Raw genomic sequence first — 17,469 nt, forward strand, 5'->3', positions numbered from 1 at the left:
CATGACGCAGATGTTCCACCTGGGTTGGTTCATGAACTTCACGCCGCCGGACTGGCAGTCGGAGTGGGCTTCTCCGGATGTGAGGAACTGGGCCAACGGCAAGTTCCACGTCGACATGGCTCAGTCGATGGAGCGGGCGTGCTTCGACTTCATGATGATCGAGGACACCGTGATGGTGGCCGACGCGTACGGCGGCACGATGGAGGGTTCGCTGAAGAACGCCGTGTTCGCGCCCAAGCAGGACCCGATCCCGCTGGCCGTCATGGTTGCTGCGAACACGTCGAAAATGGGTGTGGTGGCGACGATGTCGACGTCGTTCTACCCGCCGTATCTGCTGGCCCGTGCCTGTTCCACGGTGGACTCGATCGCCGAAGGCCGGTTCGGGTGGAACATCGTCTCCTCCGCCGAGGACCGTGCGGCCCAGAACTTCGGTCTTGAGGGTCTTCCCGAGCATGACGAGCGGTACAACGTGGCCGAGGAGTACTTCGACGTCGTCACCCAGCTGTGGGACTCGTGGGAGGCGGACGCGGTCGTCATGGACCGCGAGACCAACACCTACGCCGACTACCGCAAGGTCCGCACCATCGACTTCGATGGCAAGTACTTCAAGTCCCGCGGCCCCCTCAACACGGTGCCCTCACCCCAGCACCGCCCGGCCTTCTTCCAGGCGGGTGCCTCTCCCCGTGGTCGTGCGTTCGCGGCGGGAGCCGCCGACGCGATCATCGCGGTGGGTACCGGTACCGCGGGCATGAAGGAGTACCGCGACGACATCCGCGCCCGCGCCGAAGCAGCCGGCCGCGACCCCGACGACATCAAGCTCCTCTTCGTCGTCTCACCCACCATCGCCGCCACCGAAGCCGAAGCCCGCGAGCAGGAGGCGCGGATCATCGCGACCGACTCCTTCATCGAGAAGGCACTCGTCGGCATCTCCTCGAACACCGAGATCGACTTCAAGCAGTTCGACCTGGACGAGCCGCTCCCCGAAGGCCTGACCACCAACGGCGAGCGCGGATCCCTCGAACACTTCATGCGGGGCGACGGCAGCCCCGGCCCCAAGACACTGCGTCAGATGGTCATGGCTCGCAACAAGCGGGGCCTGGAGCTGGTGGGCACTCCGGAGCAGGTCGCCAAGAAGATGGGCGAAGCGATGGAGGAGATCGGCGGCGACGGCTTCCTGATCAACAAGGGCGGTCGCGACCTCTCCCGGCAGTACATCACCGACATCTGCGACGGCCTGGTGCCCGCGCTCCAGCGCCTGGGCCTCACCCGCACCGCGTACACCAAGTCCACCCTGCGCGAGACGCTCCGCGAGTTCTGAGCCCACCGCAGACATCCCCGGCCTTCCCAGAGCACCGAGCCACGACCGAGCAGGAGACATCATGCCGAAGAAGTTCCACATGGGTTGGTTCATGAACTTCATCCCGCCGGAGTGGGACACCGAGTGGGCATCCCCGGACGTGAAGAACTGGGCCAACGGCAAGTTCTACGTCGACATGGCCCAGTCGATGGAGCGGGCGTGCTTCGACCTGATCATGATCGAGGACACCGTGATGGTGGCCGACGCGTACGGCGGCACCATGGAAGGCGCGTTGAAGCACTCGGCGTTCGCGCCCAAGCACGACCCGATCCCGTTGGCCGTCATGGTCGCTGCCGGTACGTCCAAAATGGGCGTGGTCGCAACCATGTCGACCTCGTTCTACCCGCCGTATCTGCTGGCCCGCGCCTGCTCCACCGTCGACTCGATCGCCGAAGGCCGGTTCGGCTGGAACATCGTCTCCTCCGCCGAGGACCGTGCCGCCCAGAACTTCGGTCTTGAGGGTCTTCCCGAGCATGACGAGCGCTACAACGTCGCCGAGGAGTACTTCGACGTCGTCACCCAGCTCTGGGACTCCTGGGAAGCCGACGCGGTCGTCATGGACCGCGAGACCAACACCTACGCCGACTACCGCAAAGTCCGCACCATCGACTTCGACGGCAAGTACTTCAAGTCCCGCGGCCCCCTCAACACCGTCCCCTCACCCCAGCACCGCCCCGCGTTCCTCCAAGCGGGAGCCTCCCCCCGCGGTCGTGCGTTCGCCGCAGGCGCCGCCGACGCGATCATCGCGGTGGGTACCGGCGTCGAAGGTATGAAGGAGTATCGCGACGACATCCGCGCCCGCGCCGAAGCGGCCGGCCGCGACCCCGACGACATCAAGCTCCTCTTCGTCGTCTCACCCACCATCGCCGCCACCGAGGCAGAAGCCCGCGCCGAGGTCGAGCGGATTCACAACCACCCGTCGTACATCGAGAAGTCGCTGGTGAACATCTCGTCCAACACCGAGATCGACTTCAAGCAGTTCGACCTGGACGAGCCGCTCCCCGAAGGCCTGACCACCAACGGCGAGCGAGGATCCCTGGAGTACTTCATGCGGGGCGACGGCAGCCCGGGCCCCAAGACGCTGCGCGAGTTGGTGTTGCACCGCGCCAAGCGGGGTCTGGAGCTGGTGGGCACTCCGGAGCAGGTCGCCAAGAAGATGGGCGAGGCGATGGAGGAGGTCGGCGGTGACGGCTTCCTGATCAGCAAGCCCGGCTGGGACCTGTCCCGCACCTACATCAACGCCATCTGTGACGGGCTGATGCCCGCGCTGCAGCGCCAGGGCCTCACCCGCACCGAGTACACCAAGTCCACCCTGCGCGAGACCCTCCGTGAGTTCTGATCGCGTGCGGTGGTGACCGCACCGAACACGTCCCACGGCAGCGCGCTTGCCCGGTTCCGGGAGTCGGCCGGGCATCCGCTGACGATGGTCCTGGTCGGTTTCGTGATGGCCATGACCGCGCCGATCGAGTTGCTCTACGCGATCAAGCTGGGACTCAGCCCGGTCCTCGTCACCGTCTTCATCGTGAGCTCCGCGGCCGGGCTCATGCTGGTCGACGTCCTCGGAACGAGGGTCGTCACCCGGATCGATGCTCGCTCGACGGCCGCCGTCGGAATGGTGCTGTTCGCGGTCAGCGAGGCCTGTTACGGGCTGGCTGACCGCGCGCCGGAGCTGATCGCCGCCCGGGTCGTCCAGGGCTTGGCCAGCGCGGTGGTCGCAGGTGCGGCGCTGCAGGTGACGGTGCGGATGCGCCCTCGCTCGCATCGCGCTCTCGGCTCGAACGCGAGCCTGCAGATGCTCGGAGGCTCCGTCGGCGCCCCGGTCGGCGGCATCCTGGCCACACAGCACGCGGGGGTCGACGGCTACCGGCTCGCCTTCGCGGTCTGCTGCGGAGCCGGCCTTGCGGCGGGCGCGCTGGTGGTCCTGCTGCTACCGTGCCTGCCGGCCTCGGAGGAAGTCGGCAAACCCCGTATCGGTCTGCCCCGGCTGGCGGTCGGCCGAGCAGTCCGCGTCGCCCTCGCGCTGGGGCTCATCGGCAACTACCTGCGCAGTGGGATCGAGAACACCGCTTTCCCGCTGATCGGGGATGCAGCGGGTCTCAACGCCGCCGGCATCGGAATCTCCCTGGGCGTGCTCTCCATGGTGGAGATCGTGGTCCTCGGCACCTCGGGCACGCTGTTCGAGAAGGTCCCGCCAGCTCGAGCGCTCGTGTGGGCGCTCGGGCTCGGTGTGATCGCCTTGGTCGCACTTCTGGTCGCACATTCGCTCAGTGGCTTCCTCGCCGCGGCTGTGCTGTTCGGGCTCGTCGACGGAGTCGCTCTGGCAGCGCCACCGGTGCTGGTCGTCGTCACCAGCCCGGACCCCTCCATCGCCGTGGCCAACTACCGGATCGCCTGCGGGGTGGGCTCGTTCAGCGGCTCGGGCAGCGTCAACCTGCTCTTCGGGGCGCTGGGGACGACTGGGTGCGTGGTCGGAGGAGGGCTCGTCCTGCTGTCCGCAGCAGTGCTGGCCGGGTCGAAATCCCTGGCTGAAACGCGCGCGACACGCGCGCAATGAACCAGCAACGCGAATTGAGCTTTCAATGACACCCGCGAGCGGTGCACTAGTTCCCCGATGGATCGCATCACAAGCCCGTTACCGCAGAGTCGAGGACCAGCGGGCCGTCGAAATTCGGAGGAGCTATGGCCATTGCTGAGCCCTACGTCGCGAAAGATCTGGTCCCGGTCGGGACCAGATTCGGTCAAGGCCTCAGGCAGTATTTCCAGGGCACACCGGTGGCCGGCTGGGTCGCCTTCACCGCGCTGGCAGCGATGTTCCTCATCGCGATCTTCGCCGAGGCCATCGCGCCCTATGACCCCCTGGTGCCGGCCGGACAACCGATGTCCGCGCCCGGTTCCGGCTATCTCCTCGGGACCGACACGGTGGGACGTGACGTGCTCAGTCGCGTTCTCGTCGGCATGTCCACCAGCTGGTGGGGCGCCCTGGCGGTCGTCGCCTCCGGTGTCGTCTTCGGGGGACTGGTCGGCCTGGTCGCCGGGGCTGTCGGCGGCATCGTCGACAGCATCCTGATGCGGATCACCGACGTGTTCCTGGCGCTCCCCGGGCCGATCCTTGCGGTTGCGGTGGTCGCGGCCCTCGGCCCGTCCTACTTCCACACCCTCGTCGGCGTCGCGATCGTGTGGTGGCCGTTGTACACGCGCATCATCCGCGCCGAGGTACGCAAGTTGCGGGCCTCTCCCCACATGGAGGCGGCCAAGATCTCGGGGGCCGGACCGGTGCGCCGACTCACCAGACATCTGCTGCCCGGAGCGGTCCCGGTCACCATCATCACCGCGAGCCTGGACGTGTCGGCACTGGTGCTGATGCTCTCGAGCCTGTCGTTCCTCGGTCTGGGCGCCCCGCAGCCCGCGCCGGAGCTGGGGGCCATGAGTGCCCAAGGGATGACCAACATCTTCAGCGCGTGGTGGATCCCCGTGTTCCCTGCCGCAGCCGTCGCCCTGATCGCCATCGTGAGCAACTTCGCCGGCGACGCACTCAGGGACCGCATCCGTGACCGCTGACCGGTACGGACCAACGTAGAGGTGACATCATGCTGCTGATCTTGGGTCGCCGGCTCCTGGGAGCGCTTCCCGTCCTCATCGCACTAGTCCTGGTGGTCTTCGTCCTGCAGAAGGTGGCGCCCGTCGACCCTGTCGTGGCCCTGGTAGGGGAGAAGGCACCGCCAGAGGTGTACGAAGCAGCCCGCCAGGAACTGGGACTCGACAAGCCGGTGCCGGTGCAGTTCGTCAACTACCTGGGGGATGCGGCGCAGGGTGACCTCGGGACCTCGTCGGTGACGCGCACGCTGGTCGCGTCGGACATCGTGAAGTTCCTGCCGGTCACGCTGGAACTCGTGTTCATGGCGCTCGTGCTGATCGCCCTGATCGGGTTCTTCCTCGGGTTCGCCACGGCGCAACGGTGGCGCGGATCAGGGGTGCTGCGGGTGGTGATGATCTCCGGCGCGTCGGTGCCCGTGTTTCTGGCCTGCCTGATCGCGATGCTGGTCTTCTACCGCTGGCTCGACCTACTGCCGGTCACCGGCCAGACATCGGCGTACGACGCACCGTCGGGCCCGACCGGCTTCCTCCTGGTGGACAGTCTGGTGGCGGGTCGGCCCGGCCTGTTCCTCGACGACCTGAAACATCTCATCCTCCCGGCGTTGTGCATCGCAATCGGTCCTGCTGTCGCCGTCGGCCGCGTCCTGAGAAGCAGCCTGGAGGGCACCCTCCGGGCGGAGTACGCCCGTACAGCCAGGGCCAAAGGCCTGAGCGGAACGCAGGTCCTCATCAAGCACGCGCTCCGCAACGCCCTCGGCCCGGTGCTCGCGCTGATCGGACTGCAGCTCGCCGGGATGATCGGGAACAGCATCCTGGTCGAAGCGATCTTCGCCAGACCCGGCATCGGCCTGTACATCTCGCAGTCGATCGGCAAGGGAGACTTCAACACCATCGCCGGAATCACGCTGGTCGTCGGCCTCCTCTACGTGATGGCCAACATCGTCGTCGACGTCCTCCAGGCCGCAGCCGATCCACGGATCGCCGTCTAGGGGACTCCAGGGGCGCAATCGGCCGGCAATGCAGGAGAAGGGGCGCGGAAATCCGCGCCCCTTCTCCTGTGCCCATGACCACCCCACTCGACATGCGCGAAGCAGACTCCCTCGAGCCCGACGTGGAGGTGGACAACCGGTATCGTCCGGTGTACGCGCGAGGGACCCTCCAACTGCTGGCACCCGTGCTCGACCGGCGGGAGCGCTTCCGCATTTGGCTCGGCATCGGGTTCGCCGTCGTCGCGATGGCCCTGATGGGCCTCATCCCGCTGATCCAGCAGGTCGTTCTCGATGACACGATCCTCTCCGAGAGGCGTTCCCGAGGCGTCTGGATCGTGCTCCTGCTCGTCGCCGGACTCACCGGCTTCGTGGCGAACTACCTGCGCCGCACGATCGGCGGGAGAGCCGCCGTGCGCGTCCAGCGGGACCTCCAGATCAAGCTGCACCGGCACATGCAGTACTTGGACGCCTCGCGGCGCGACGAGCTGCGTTCGGGCGACGTGATGTCCCGGGCGACATCGGATCTCACCCTGATCCAGATGTTCCTCCAGCAGCTCGGCCTGGCCTACGGCAACGTCACCCTGCTCATCGTGTCGCTGGCCGTGATGGTCGCCCTCTCCCCACTCCTGGCAGCAGTGATGCTGGTGGCCGTACCCGTGTTCCTCGCCGTGGCCATGAGGTTCCGCAGCCGGTCGTTCCCCGCGAGCTGGATGGATCAGCGGTTCCAGGGCGGCGTGGCCGGGGTGGTGGAGGAGGCGGTCACCGGAGTCCGGGTCGTCAAGGCTTTCGGGCAAGAGGAGCAGGAGCAGGCATCGCTCAACGGCGAGGCACGCAAGCTTTTCCAGTCCCGGCTCCGCACCGCGAGAATCACCGCGGTGTTCGGCGCCGGCATGGATGCCATCCCCGGACTCACGCAGCTGGCCATCCTCGGCTTCGGCGGCTGGCTTGTCATGGAGGACCAGGTCTCACTCGGCGTGTTCCTGGCCTTCTCCAGCTACGTCCTGCAACTGGTCGCTCCGGTGCGCTTCCTTTCAGGTCTGATGGCCACCAGCCAGCAGGCGCGAGCCGGTGCCCAGCGGGTCGTGGAGCTTTTGTCGACGCAGGCGCGCGTGCAGGACCGTCCCCACGCCGTCCGGCTGGAGAACTCCTCAGGCCTGGTCGAGCTCGAGCATGTCGACTTCCATTACCCCGGTGGCGACGTCGTGTTGCGCGACATCTCGCTGCGGGTGAATCCGGGGGAGCGGATCGCCATCGTGGGGGCCTCGGGTTCGGGGAAGTCCACCCTGGCTCACCTCATCGCCCGGTTCCACGACCCCACGTCGGGAGTGGTGCGCATCGACGGCCGCGACATCCGTGAGTACACCCTGACCTCGCTGCGTGACGCGGTCGGGATCGTGTTCGAGGAAGGCTTCCTCTTCGGGACGACGATCCGCGACAACATCGCGTTCGGCAGGCCGACGGCCACCATCGACGAGGTGGAGCACGCGGCGGTCGCGGTCCATGCGCACGGCTTCATCGCCGGGCTCCCCGACGGCTACGACACCGTCGTGGGCGAACGCGGCTTCACCCTGTCCGGCGGGCAACGGCAACGACTCGCACTCGCCCGAGCGGCACTGACCAGCCCTCAGGTACTGATCCTCGACGACGCCACATCGGCCATCGACGCACGGACGGAGCACGCCATCCACCGCTCGCTCGGAGAGGTCCTCGCCGAGCGGACGACCGTGCTGATCGCCCACCGGCACTCGACCCTGCTCCTGGCGGATCGCGTCATCGTGCTCGACCACGGCCGGATCGTCGACGTCGGGACCACCGAAGAGCTGCTCGAGACCTCCCAGCTCTTCCGAGAGCTCCTGACCGGACCCGACGCGGACTTCGTGGCAGAACCCGAGGAACTGGTCACCGATCTGGAACCCGCCGCCTGGCCGGAGGGTGTGTCACGGCAGGGCGCACCCAAGATCAGCAGCCACACCAGCGAGGCCGCCACGCGGGCGGCGTCCGGCTCGCACGGCCCCGGAATGAGTGGCGACACCTCGACCCTCGCCGGTTTGGCCACGGTGTCGCCCACACTGCTCAAGGCCGTGGAGCGCCTTCCCGAACTGCGCGGCGAGCCCGACATCGACCTCACGGAAGCAGTGGCACCACAGAGCCAGTTCACCATGGGGAGCGTCTTCCGGCCCTTCACCAAGCCGCTGCTGCTGGCCTCGGTCATGGTGGTCGTCGATGCCGTGTCGTGGATCGCGACGCCGGTGCTGATCAGGTTCGGCATCGACCACGGCGTCCTCCAGGACTCCTTTCGGATGCTGGCCTGGATCTGTGTGGCCCTCCTGGCCATCCAAGGCGTCATCTGGGTCAACAGCAGGGTGATGATCTACTTCGCCCAGCTCATTGCCGAGCGCATGCTGTTCGGGCTGCGGGTGCGTACGTTCGCGCACCTGCAGCGACTCTCGCTCAACTACTACGAGCAGCACATGGCCGGCAAGATCATGACCCGGATGACCTCCGACATCGAAGCCTTCGCCCAGCTGCTGCAGCAGGGACTGCTGACCGCGATGGTGAGTCTGCTGGCGTGTTTCGGCATCGCCGTCGGCCTCGTCGTCTTCGACGCCCAGCTCGCCCTCGCGGTCTCGCCGGTGCTGTTGATCCTGCTGGCTTCGACGCTGTGGTTCCGCTCGGCTTCAGGGAAGACCTACCTGATCGCGCGCCACCGGGTGTCGGTGCTCTACGCCGACATGCAGGAGAGCCTCGCCGGCGTCGCGGTCAGCCAGGCCTACAGCCAGCAGCAGGCGAACGAACAGCGGTTCGCGGTGCTGGCCGACTCCTACTGCGAGGCCAGGATTCGCTCGGCCGAGCTGATCGCCCGGTTCTTCCCGGTACTCCAGCTGCTGAGCACCGTAGCGAAGGCCATCGCGCTCGCGGTCGCCGCTCCGCGCGTCATCGAGGGTGACCTGTCCTACGGGCTGCTGATCGCGTTTCTGCTCTACCTCGACCAGTTCTTCACGCCGATCCAGCAGCTGTCCTTCGTCTTCGACCAGTGGCTGCAGGCGAAGGTCGCGGTCGTCCAGCTGCGAGAGCTCCTGCAGACGCCGACGGGCACCCCCCTCGCGGAGGACGCCGTCGCCCCGAAGCGCATGTCCGGCAGGATCTCCCTGGACCATGTGACGTTCGCCTACGAGAGCACAGGCCTGGTCGCGATGGACGACGTCAGCCTCGAGATCCCGCCCGGGCAGGTCGTCGCCCTGGTCGGCACCACCGGTGCGGGCAAGTCGACCCTGGTCAAGCTGGTGGCCCGGTTCTACGACACTTCCGCGGGCACGGTGAGCCTCGACGGCATTCCGATCAAGCAGCTCGACCTGGCGGCTTACCGCCACCAGCTCGGGTTCGTCCCCCAGGAACCCTTCCTCTTCTCGGGGACGATCCGTTCCAACATCGCCTACGGGAACCCCGAGGCGCCCGACCTCCTCGTGGAGCAGGCTGCCCGTGCAGTCGGGGCACATGCCTTCATCGCCGAGCTGCCCCTCGGCTACCACACCCCGGTGAGCGAGCAGGGCCGGTCACTGTCGGCCGGCCAACGCCAGCTGCTGAGCCTGGCACGGGCACTCGTCGTCGACCCCGCGATCCTGCTGCTCGACGAGGCGACGGCGAACCTGGACCTCGCCACGGAGGCACGCGTCCAGCGAGCGATGGGACTGGTCGCGCGGGGGCGTACGACGCTGCTGATCGCACACCGGCTCCAGACGGCACGAGCCTCGCAGCGCATCCTGGTCGTGGACAACGGCCTGATCGTCGAGGACGGCTCACACGACGAGCTCCTCGGGCTCGGGGGCCACTACGCGGCGCTGTGGGCGGCGATGGTGACGAGTACCGCCCACAGCCATGAGTGAGGGCAGCCAGCCACGAGTGAGAACAGCCCACGCCCCCACCCGCCAGGCGCAAGGGTCGGCGCCTGGCGGGTGGGGGCGTGGGCTGGGCCCTTCGGAAGCTGATCGACCCCGGTCAGGCCGATCGGACGGCGTGGGTCTGGAAGGCGATCAGATCGCTCCTCAGCCGGAACTGCGACAGCGCCCTGGCCTGGCCGTTCTCGTCCTCCAGGACGTCTTCCAAGAAGAGCATGGGCGCTCCGACCTCCACACCCACCAACCGCGCGGACTGCTCGTCGGCTGCTGTCGCACCGATCGTCGTCGATTTGCTTCCGCGGATCCTGACGTCAAAGTGCCTCTCCAAGAACAAGATCGCGTCCGGTTCGTCGACAACGACGTCTCGGGACTCCTCGGGGCTCAGCGCGACGTAACTCACCGAGATGCCCAGCACCATCTCGTGCTGGAGGAGGAGCGACTCCAGCATGAGCACTGTCCAGTCCCCTGTGAGCTCCAGCCGCTCACGCACCAGGCCCGGGCATCCCAGGATCTGGTAATCCAGCGCACGAAGCTCAGTGTGGATGGCCCTCTCGCCGCCGAACGCCTCGACGGGGGCGATGTGGTTGATCCGCAAGGTCGTGACGCGGGCAGAGCGCGTGCCCCGCTTCGGGCTGCGCGTGACCAGACCGTCCTTGGCCAGGAGCTGCAGGACCGCACGCACCGTGTTTCGGCTCGCCGACAAGGCGTGTGTCAGCTCACCCTCGACCAGGTACTGGCTGTCGGCGCTGCTCTGCAGGGAGGAACGCAGGAGGTCGTAGGTCCTGCGCATCGAGTTGTTCAGCCGGTCCGGCGTCTGGCGATGCCGTTGGTACAGCGTCTCCGGGCGCACCGGCCCGACAGGGTGTGCCGCCACCGACCGCCACGGTTCTGCAGCGGGACGAGGCAACAGGTCGTCTGCCACGAGGAAACCCCCTTCGAAAAGGCGTTCATCCAGCCTGATCAGGGAAGCACCGGAGTGTTGCCTGGATCGCCCTCGAATGCGACGTACATATTGCGCCCTCGGTGGCCCGCGGGGACAGCGCCTCGCCGCTCAGGGTTGGTCGGCGATGCCGCCGGAGACCCTCGGGCACGCGTTCGAGTGCAGCCAGAGCCGGGCATCGGCGATGTCCTGATGCATCTGCTTCACCAGCGCCTCGACTTCGAAGAAACGGCGCTGGGGCCGAATCCTGTGATCGAGCCTGACACGCAGCCACTGACCGTAGAGGTCGCCGCAGAAGTCCAGCAGGTGTGCTTCGAGGAGGCGGATACCGTCGCGACCGTAGAAGGTGGCCCTGCGGCCTACCGACACGGCCGCGCCGTACGTGGCGCCGTCGGGCAGCCGGACGAGCCCGGCCCACACACCGTCGCTCACGCTCTCGTCGCCCAGCACGATGTTGGCGGTGGGGAAACCGAGCTCGCGGCCCCGCCGGTCGCCATACTCGACCCGTCCCTCGATGAGCCCCATCTGCTTGGACGCTGATCTGTCCCACGATCGACGAAGCTTCGGTCGCGAACCAAACGGCACGCCGAGGACGCCGCTGGCCAGGGTCCAGTCCATCTTGTCTGCTCCTTCGGCACGGGAAGAACGGGTAGTCAAGGACCAGTGCGACGGATCCCCGTTGCGGGCGAACGAGTCGGCGGTGACGTCTGGATTGCGCCGTCCCCGTGCCGCGATGCGCGTCCTACTGGCGCGCCTCAGGACGTCAACACGGGCCACGGCATGCCTGGCCGGCGCAAAGGACCCGCAACCAGAGAGTGACCCTTGGGCAACAGTGGCGCGCTTGACTCCCCGGCATGACGTTTCGAAGCACCAGGCATGGGCGCTGGCACGGCGCTCGGAGTAAAAGCCCGCGCGACTATCGCGTCATCGTTTCAGACCGGGCCACTCGCCGCACTCGGCTGCTGGCCGCTGCCGCCCGGCAGGCCGGCCCCACCGAACTCAACCACGAGTGGCTGGCCGACCGAACGGGGGTCCCCCTCGGATACCTCGTCTGGCGGTATCCCACCACAGCCGACCTGTGCGCACTCCGGTCGCTGTCCATGTGAGCCGCGCTCCGGTACGGGGCACGGCGATTCGACAGAAACGATCAGAAGCTGCTCAGGTTCCGTCAGCGGTACGGCGAGTCGCAGGATCCGGGCAGGCCCGCTGAGTTGGAGCTCCAGGCCAGACAGGCCACTTCAGCCGTGACCTCGCCGATCTCCTCGGCGACCTCGGCCGGCTATGCCGGCCGCAACCACACCGTCGCCAGCGGCGGCAAGGTCAGCCGGATGCCCCCCGCCCGACCGCCGTCGCCGAGGGCCTCGGTCTTGACGGGGTCAGGGTTGGTGACGTCGCTGCCGCCGTAACAGGCGGAGTCCGTGTTCAGCACCTCTCCCCAGACAGGGATGTCGTCCGGGACGAAGAGCCGGTACTCGTGCCGAACCACCGGCGAGAAGTTGGACACCGCCAGCAACGGCGAGCCCGCCGCGTCAAAGCGCAGGAACGCGAAGACGTTGTCGTCCGCCGCGTCCCCGACGACCCAGGAGAACCCCGCCGGGACGGTGTCCCGCTCCCAGAGCGCGGGAGTCGCGGCGTACAGGCGATTGAGATCGCGCACGAGGTCCCGTACACCCCGATGGTCCGCCTCCGCCCCGTACGCCGGATCCAGCAGCCACCAGTCCGGCCCGCGCACCTCCGACCATTCCCCACCCTGGGCGAACTCCTGCCCCATGAAGAGGAGTTGCTTGCCAGGGTGCGCCCACATGAAGCCCAGATACGCCCGATGGTTCGCCCGCTGCTGCCACCAGTCACCCGGCATCTTCGACACCAACGACCGCTTGCTGTGCACGACCTCGTCGTGCGAGATGGGAAGGACGTAGTTCTCGCTGTACGCGTACACCATCGAGAACGTCATCTCGTTGTGGTGGTACTTCCGGTGCACCGGCTCCTTTGACACATAGACCAACGAGTCGTGCATCCACCCCATGTTCCACTTCAGCCCGAAACCGAGCCCACCGTCACACGTCGGCCGCGTGACGCCGTCCCAGGCGGTGGACTCCTCGGCGATGGTGACGACGCCGGGCACCCGCCGGTACACGGTGGCGTTCATCTCCTGGAGGAAGGCGACGGCGTCGAGGTTCTCGCGGCCGCCGTGGACGTTGGGCGTCCACTGGCCGTGCTCGCGGGAGTAGTCCAGGTAGAGCATGGAGGCGACGGCGTCGACGCGCAGGCCGTCGATGTGGAACTCCTCGCACCAGTACACGGCGTTGGCGACCAGGAAGTTACGTACCTCGCGGCGGCCGTAGTCGAACTCCAGGGTGCCCCAGTCGGGGTGCGCGGCCCGCAGGGGGTCCTCGTGCTCGTACAGGGGGCGGCCGTCGAATTCGGCCAGGGCCCAGTCGTCGCGCGGGAAGTGCGCGGGCACCCAGTCCATGATGACGCCGATGCCGGCCTGGTGCAGGGCGTCGACGAGGTATTTGAAGTCGTCGGGGGTGCCCAGGCGGGCGGTGGGTGCGTAGAAGCCGGTGACCTGGTAGCCCCAGGAGCCGCCGAAGGGGTGCTCGGCGACCGGCATCAGCTCGACGTGGGTGAAGCCCAACTCGGATACGTAGGCGGGGAGTTGCTCGGCGAGCTGGCGATACGTCAGCCCGGGGCGCCAGGACGCGAGATGGACCTCGTACACCGAGAACGGCGAGAGGTGCACGGGTCGCCGCCCCCGCCGCGCCATCCACTCGGCATCCCGCCACTCGTGACGCGACACATGGACCACCGACGCCGTCGCGGGCGGCAGCTCCGCGCTACGGGCCATCGGGTCGGCCCGCTGGGTCCTGGAACCGTCGGGCCGCGTGATCTCGAACTTGTACCGGGTGCCCTCGCCGAGCTCCGGCACGAACAGCTCCCACACCCCGGACGAGCCCAGCGACCGCATCGGATACGCCGTGCCGTCCCAGTAGTTGAAGTCACCGAGCAGCCGCACCCCGCGCGCGTTCGGCGCCCACACCGTGAAGCGGGTGCCGGTCACCCCCTGGTGCTCCATCGGCCGAGCACCGAGCGCCTTCCACAACTCCTCGTGCCGGCCCTCGCTGAAGAGATACAGGTCGAACTCGCCGAGGGAGGGCAGGAATCGATACGGATCCTCCAACTCGGACTCTTCGTCCCCGTACGCCACCAGCAGCGTGTACTCGGGGATCGCGTCGAGCGGCAGCACACCCGAGAACAGTCCGTCGCCCCTGTCCCGCAGTTCCATCCGCCGCCCGTTCGCCGCGACGGCCACGGCATCGGCGTACGGACGCAGCGCCCGGAAGACCACACCGCCCGGCACCGGATGCGCCCCGAGCAACGCATGAGGATCATGATGGCCGCCCGCCAGCAGCCGCTCCCGATCGGCCGGGTCCATGTCTGCGTCTACGGAATCTGCGACTACGGAATCTGCATCCACGGAATCTGCGTCTACGGCGATCTCGCGAGCTGCCACGGTGTCAGCCTCCTCAGGCGTTGTGGGAGAACGAAGGGGCCGGCGGGCCATTGCCGGAGGGCGTTCGGTCGGGTTCGGCGAGGCGGGCGATCGCCGCCAGCGGTACGGGCAGCCAGTCGGGTCGGTGCCGGGCCTCGTACAGCACCTCGTACACCGCGCGGTCCGTCTCGTAGCCGCGCAGCAGACCGGGTTCCTCCCGCGGATCCCATCCCGCCTCCGCGGCGTACCCGGCGCAGTAGGCGTCCCGGCAGCGCCGCGCCCACGCCGGCCGCCACGGGCGGCGGCTGCGGGCGGCGTAGTCGAAGGAGCGCAGCATGCCCGCCACATCGCGTACGGGGGACTGGCGGCGACGGCGTTCCGCGAGCGGGCGGGCCGGCTCGCCCTCGAAGTCGATGATGAACCAGCGTGGCCCGGCACGCAGCACCTGACCGAGGTGGAAGTCGCCGTGGATCCGCTGCGCGGGACGCGTCGCGTCGAGCTCGGCGAGCGCGTCGAAGGCGGCCCGCAACCCGGGGGCGTACGGCAGGAGTTCGGGCACGGACTGGCTCGTGGCGGCCAGGCGTTCGGTCATCGCGGCCGCAAGTTCCCTGTTCTGGCGCCGACTTGGCGTCTCGGAGGGGAAGGCGGCGGCCAGCGCCAGGTGCACCTCGGCGGTGGCGCACCCCAGTTCGTACGCCTCCTCGGTGAAATCCCTTCCCGAGGTGAGGGATTGAAGCGCCAGCGTCCAGCCGTCCGTGGCCTCGGGCAGGAACGGCTGGAGCACGCCGAGCGTCGCCTCCCGCGGCCGCGAGGTCCGGAACCATGCCACGGGGGGAGGGACGCGCGTGCAGCCCTGGCGGACCAGCGCCCACGGCACCTCAAGATCCGGATTGATGCCGGGCTGGATGCGCCGGAAGACCTTCAGGATGTACGAATCCCCGTATACGACCGAGGAGTTGGACTGCTCGGCGTCGAGGAGCCGGGGAGTGAGCCCGGCGGGCACCGTCACCTGCGGGTCGCGTTCGAAGCGCAGCGGGCCCGCCGTGCCCGGATGACGCAGCCGCTCCAGCAGCAGTCCGGTGGAGCCGGGGTCGCGGAAGGCGTCGTACACCATCAGTCCGGCCAGCGGTCCCTCGCTCGCCCGGCCGATGTAGGCGTGGACCAAGCGGGGCGGCAGGAACTCCCTTACACCAAGCAGCAGTTGGTAGCAGTCGCCGGACGGGGGTGCCCCGGCGCCGTGCTGCGCATGCACCAGCAGATGCAGACACCCTGGATGCAGCTCGGTCGCGGACAGAAGCGTCAGATCCGTGACGGGCCGCCCCTTGCCCGCGAACCACCGCTGCCGTGGCAGCCAGGCCCGCAGCAACGCCGCGACCGAGGTCAGCAGTGCGGCCGAGCCGAGGCTGTCCGGTATGAGCGGTGCGGTCCTGGACATGGAGACACGTCCCTTCGAGGCACACGAGGTGAGGCACACGATCAAGATCGCCAACTGGCACTGGTGGGGACCGCCCGACGCAGGCGGAACCAGTAGAAGCCGTGGCCCGCGAGGGTGAGGAGGTAGGGCAGGTCGCCGATGGCGGGGAAGCGGACGCCGCCGATGAGTTCGACGGGGTGGCGGCCGTTGAAGGCTTGCAGGTCGAGTTCGGTGGGCTGGGCGAAGCGGGAGAAGTTGTGCACGCACAGCACCAGGTCGTCTTTGTATTCGCGCAGGAAGGCGATGACGGCGGGGTTGGTGGAGGGCAGTTCGGTGTAGGAGCCCAGGCCGAAGGCGGGGTTCTGTTTGCGGATCTCGATCATGCGGCGGGTCCAGTGCAGCAGCGACGAGGGGCTGCTCATGGAGGCTTCGACGTTGGTGACCTGGTAGCCGTAGACCGGGTCCATGATCGTGGGCAGGTACAGCCGTCCGGGGTCGCAGGAGGAGAAGCCGGCGTTGCGGTCGGGGGTCCACTGCATGGGGGTGCGGACCGCGTCGCGGTCGCCGAGCCAGATGTTGTCGCCCATGCCGATCTCGTCGCCGTAGTACAGGATCGGCGAGCCGGGGAGGGAGAGGAGGAGGGCGGTGAAGAGTTCGATCTGGTTGCGGTCGTTGTCCAGGAGGGGGGCCAGGCGGCGGCGGATGCCGATGTTGGCGCGCATGCGGGGGTCTTTGGCGTATTCGGCCCACATGTAGTCGCGTTCTTCGTCGGTGACCATCTCCAGGGTGAGTTCGTCGTGGTTGCGCAGGAAGATGCCCCACTGGCAGCCTGACGGGATGGCGGGGGTCTTGGCGAGGATCTCGGAGACGGGGTAGCGGGACTCGCGGCGCACGGCCATGAAGATGCGCGGCATGACGGGGAAGTGGAAGGCCATGTGGCATTCGTCGCCGCCGACGCTGTAGTCGCCGAAGTAGTCGACGACGTCCTCGGGCCACTGGTTGGCCTCGGCCAGCAGCACCGTGTCCGGATAGTGCTCGTCGATTTCGGCGCGTACGCGTCTCAGCATGGCGTGCGTCTGCGGCAGGTTCTCGCAGTTGGTGCCCTCCTCGGCGTACAGATAGGGCACGGCGTCGAGACGGAAGCCGTCGATGCCCAGGTCCAGCCAGAACCGGAGGGCGGCCAGGATCTCTTCCTGCACGGCCGGGTTCTCGTAGTTGAGGTCGGGCTGGTGGGAGAAGAAGCGGTGAAAGTAGTACTGCCCGCGGATGGGGTCGAAGGTCCAGTTGGAGGCCTCGGTGTCGACGAAGATGATCCGGGCGTCCTGGTACTGCTTGTCGTCGTCCGCCCATACGTAGTAGTCGCCGTACGGTCCGTCGGGATCCCGGCGGGACTCCTGGAACCACGGGTGCTGGTCGCTGGTGTGGTTCATGACGAAGTCGATGATCACGCGCATACCGTGCTGGTGGGCCGCGTCCACGAACTCCACGAAGTCCGCCAGATCGCCGAACTCGGGCAGCACCGCCGTGTAGTCCGACACGTCGTAGCCGCCGTCGCGCAACGGCGACTTGAAGAAGGGCGGCAGCCACAGGCAGTCGACGCCGAGCCACTGCAGATAGTCCAGCCTGGCGGTGAGGCCCTTGAGGTCGCCGATGCCGTCGCCGTTGCTGTCCTGGAAGGAGCGGACGAGGACTTCGTAGAACACCGCGCGTTTGAACCACTCCGGGTCGCGGTCCTTGGCGGGGGTGTCTTCGAAGGTGTCCTGAACGGGCTCGTTGACGATCATGG

The 17,469-nt window shown here is 67.8% G+C and carries 12 protein-coding genes; 7 read left to right on the top strand and 5 right to left on the bottom strand.

What is annotated here, in order from left to right:
- Window position 1 precedes the first annotated feature (1 nt).
- The 6 genes from OHT21_RS43710 (at window position 2) to OHT21_RS43735 (ending at window position 9,824) form a co-directional block, all read left to right on the top strand.
- Complete coding sequence (locus OHT21_RS43710) at window positions 2-1,318, top strand: NtaA/DmoA family FMN-dependent monooxygenase (RefSeq protein WP_328773800.1); 1,317 nt, start codon at window positions 2-4, stop codon at window positions 1,316-1,318.
- Window positions 1,319-1,379: 61 nt separating this feature from the next.
- Window positions 1,380-2,696: an NtaA/DmoA family FMN-dependent monooxygenase gene (locus OHT21_RS43715; protein ID WP_328773801.1), complete on the top strand. Its 1,317-nt coding sequence runs from the start codon at window positions 1,380-1,382 to the stop codon at window positions 2,694-2,696.
- Between the two features lie 12 nt (window positions 2,697-2,708).
- A complete protein-coding gene (locus OHT21_RS43720; RefSeq protein WP_328773802.1) occupies window positions 2,709-3,911 on the top strand; it encodes an MFS transporter in 1,203 nt (400 codons plus the stop codon).
- A gap of 125 nt (window positions 3,912-4,036) precedes the next feature.
- On the top strand, window positions 4,037-4,915 hold the full coding sequence (locus tag OHT21_RS43725) for an ABC transporter permease (protein WP_328773803.1): 879 nt from the start codon (window positions 4,037-4,039) through the stop codon (window positions 4,913-4,915).
- Window positions 4,916-4,944: 29 nt separating this feature from the next.
- Window positions 4,945-5,940: an ABC transporter permease gene (locus OHT21_RS43730; protein WP_328773804.1), complete on the top strand. Its 996-nt coding sequence runs from the start codon at window positions 4,945-4,947 to the stop codon at window positions 5,938-5,940.
- A gap of 74 nt (window positions 5,941-6,014) precedes the next feature.
- Entirely contained in the window at window positions 6,015-9,824 is a 3,810-nt protein-coding gene (locus tag OHT21_RS43735; protein WP_328773805.1) for an ABC transporter ATP-binding protein, read from the top strand.
- A 112-nt stretch (window positions 9,825-9,936) separates the two neighbouring features.
- Here OHT21_RS43735 and OHT21_RS43740 read toward each other — a convergent pair whose 3' ends face one another.
- The gene (locus tag OHT21_RS43740) at window positions 9,937-10,710 is read right to left on the bottom strand and encodes a GntR family transcriptional regulator (RefSeq protein ID WP_328773806.1); all 774 of its coding nucleotides are present in this window, start codon (window positions 10,708-10,710) and stop codon (window positions 9,937-9,939) included.
- Window positions 10,711-10,887: 177 nt separating this feature from the next.
- Window positions 10,888-11,394 carry a riboflavin kinase gene (locus tag OHT21_RS43745; protein WP_328773807.1) on the bottom strand — a complete coding sequence of 169 codons (507 nt, stop codon included), beginning with the start codon at window positions 11,392-11,394 and terminating at the stop codon, window positions 10,888-10,890.
- Window positions 11,395-11,630: 236 nt separating this feature from the next.
- On the opposite strand from OHT21_RS43745, the gene OHT21_RS43750 reads away from it, so the two are divergent.
- Window positions 11,631-11,882 (top strand): hypothetical protein, encoded by a 252-nt coding sequence (locus OHT21_RS43750; RefSeq protein ID WP_328773808.1) that lies wholly within the window; start codon window positions 11,631-11,633, stop codon window positions 11,880-11,882.
- A gap of 173 nt (window positions 11,883-12,055) precedes the next feature.
- Here OHT21_RS43750 and glgB read toward each other — a convergent pair whose 3' ends face one another.
- The 3 genes from glgB to treS are packed head-to-tail and all read right to left on the bottom strand — an operon-like array spanning window position 12,056 to window position 17,467.
- A complete protein-coding gene (gene glgB, locus OHT21_RS43755) occupies window positions 12,056-14,341 on the bottom strand; it encodes a 1,4-alpha-glucan branching enzyme (protein WP_443050590.1) in 2,286 nt (761 codons plus the stop codon).
- On the bottom strand, window positions 14,304-15,704 hold the full coding sequence (locus tag OHT21_RS43760) for a maltokinase N-terminal cap-like domain-containing protein (RefSeq protein ID WP_328773809.1): 1,401 nt from the start codon (window positions 15,702-15,704) through the stop codon (window positions 14,304-14,306). The genes glgB and OHT21_RS43760 overlap by 38 nt, the downstream gene beginning before the upstream one ends.
- 41 nt (window positions 15,705-15,745) lie before the next feature.
- On the bottom strand, window positions 15,746-17,467 hold the full coding sequence (gene treS / locus OHT21_RS43765) for a maltose alpha-D-glucosyltransferase (protein WP_328773810.1): 1,722 nt from the start codon (window positions 17,465-17,467) through the stop codon (window positions 15,746-15,748).
- Between the last annotated feature and the right edge of the window lie 2 nt (window positions 17,468-17,469).

Source organism: Streptomyces sp. NBC_00286, assembly GCF_036173125.1.
Classification (GTDB): domain Bacteria; phylum Actinomycetota; class Actinomycetes; order Streptomycetales; family Streptomycetaceae; genus Streptomyces.

Coding starts and splice junctions, on each gene's coding strand:
- OHT21_RS43710 (WP_328773800.1), top strand. CDS start 2: ATGACGCAGATGTTCCACCTGGGTTGGTTCATGAACTTCACGCCGCCG.
- OHT21_RS43715 (WP_328773801.1), top strand. CDS start 1,380: ATGCCGAAGAAGTTCCACATGGGTTGGTTCATGAACTTCATCCCGCCG.
- OHT21_RS43725 (WP_328773803.1), top strand. CDS start 4,037: ATGGCCATTGCTGAGCCCTACGTCGCGAAAGATCTGGTCCCGGTCGGG.
- OHT21_RS43730 (WP_328773804.1), top strand. CDS start 4,945: ATGCTGCTGATCTTGGGTCGCCGGCTCCTGGGAGCGCTTCCCGTCCTC.
- OHT21_RS43735 (WP_328773805.1), top strand. CDS start 6,015: ATGACCACCCCACTCGACATGCGCGAAGCAGACTCCCTCGAGCCCGAC.
- OHT21_RS43745 (WP_328773807.1), bottom strand. CDS start 11,394: ATGGACTGGACCCTGGCCAGCGGCGTCCTCGGCGTGCCGTTTGGTTCG.
- OHT21_RS43750 (WP_328773808.1), top strand. CDS start 11,631: ATGACGTTTCGAAGCACCAGGCATGGGCGCTGGCACGGCGCTCGGAGT.
- glgB (WP_443050590.1), bottom strand. CDS start 14,341: ATGGCCCGCCGGCCCCTTCGTTCTCCCACAACGCCTGAGGAGGCTGAC.
- OHT21_RS43760 (WP_328773809.1), bottom strand. CDS start 15,704: ATGTCCAGGACCGCACCGCTCATACCGGACAGCCTCGGCTCGGCCGCA.
- treS (WP_328773810.1), bottom strand. CDS start 17,467: ATGATCGTCAACGAGCCCGTTCAGGACACCTTCGAAGACACCCCCGCC.